Origin of the sequence: Butyricicoccus sp., assembly GCF_050872565.1 — a bacterium.
Classification (GTDB): domain Bacteria; phylum Bacillota; class Clostridia; order Oscillospirales; family Butyricicoccaceae; genus Butyricicoccus_A.
This window is the reverse complement of sequence record NZ_JBNMHC010000513.1, coordinates 1-1128: the sequence shown is the minus strand read 5'-3', so window position 1 is coordinate 1128 and position 1128 is coordinate 1. Positions and strand designations below refer to the sequence as shown.

At 51.2% G+C, this 1128-nt stretch carries 1 protein-coding gene; it reads left to right on the top strand.

The genetic code is table 11. From position 1 onward, the window contains the following. Nucleotides 1-1128, top strand: a 1128-nt coding sequence (locus ACR0P9_RS13005) for a sodium-dependent transporter (RefSeq protein ID WP_432620810.1), incomplete at both ends; no start/stop codon positions are given.

Sequence of the window (1128 nt, the reverse complement as noted above, 5' to 3'; positions counted from 1 at the left end):
CGGTACGAGACTGGGATTTATTCTGGTTTCTGCCGGCTGCGCAGTGGGTCTGGGCAATGTATGGAAGTTTCCATATATCTGCGGACAGAATGGCGGCGCAGCATTTATTGTGCTGTACTTGATTTGTCTGGCACTGCTCGGTTGGCCGATTCTGATCTGCGAGTATGCAGTGGGTCGTGCAAGCCGCCACAGTACGGCAAAGGCATTTCATGAGCTGGAGCCGAAGGGCACACGCTGGCATCGGTATCGCTGGTTTGGCGTGGCAGGCAACTACTTACTCATGATGTTTTACACCATGGTGTGCGGTTGGATGATTAACTATGCTCTGCGCATGTTGACTGGCAACTTAAAGGGAAAGACGCCGGATGAAATTGCCGGTGCATTCTCCGATATGCTGGCATCTCCAGTGCAGATGACCATCTTCATGATTATTTCCGTGCTGATTGCTTTCAGTATCTGCGCATTGGGTCTGAAAAACGGTGTAGAGCGCATCACCAAGGTCATGATGCTGCTGCTCATGTGCTTGATGATCGTTCTGGCAGTTCACTCTCTGGTTCTGCCGAACATGCGCGAGGGTCTGGCGTTCTATCTGGTGCCGGATCTGGGCAAGATTGCAGAAATCGGCTTCGGCAATGTTTTGTTCGCAGCCATGTCTCATGCGTTCTTTACGCTGAGTCTGGGTATCGGCGCAATGGAAATTTTCGGAAGCTATTTGGATAAGACCAATCGTCTGGCAGGCGAGGCAGTCAGCGTAACCGTACTGGATACCTTTGTCGCTCTGACTGCAGGCATTATCATTATTCCGGCGTGCTTTGCATATGGTGTACAGCCGGATTCCGGACCGTCGCTGCTGTTTATCACGCTGCCGAATGTATTCAATCACATGGCAGGCGGCGATATTTGGGGCGCAGCATTCTTCGTCTTTATGACGTTTGCTGCACTGTCTACCGTTATCGCCGTATTTGAGAATATTCTGTCTATGACGATGGAGATCTTCAACTGGGATCGCAAGACCGCAGTCAGCCGCAACATCGTGCTGATTATTCTTCTGTCGATGCCGGCAATTCTCGGCTTTAATGTGCTGTCTGGCATTCAGCCGATTGGCGAAGGCTCTACGCTGATGGACTT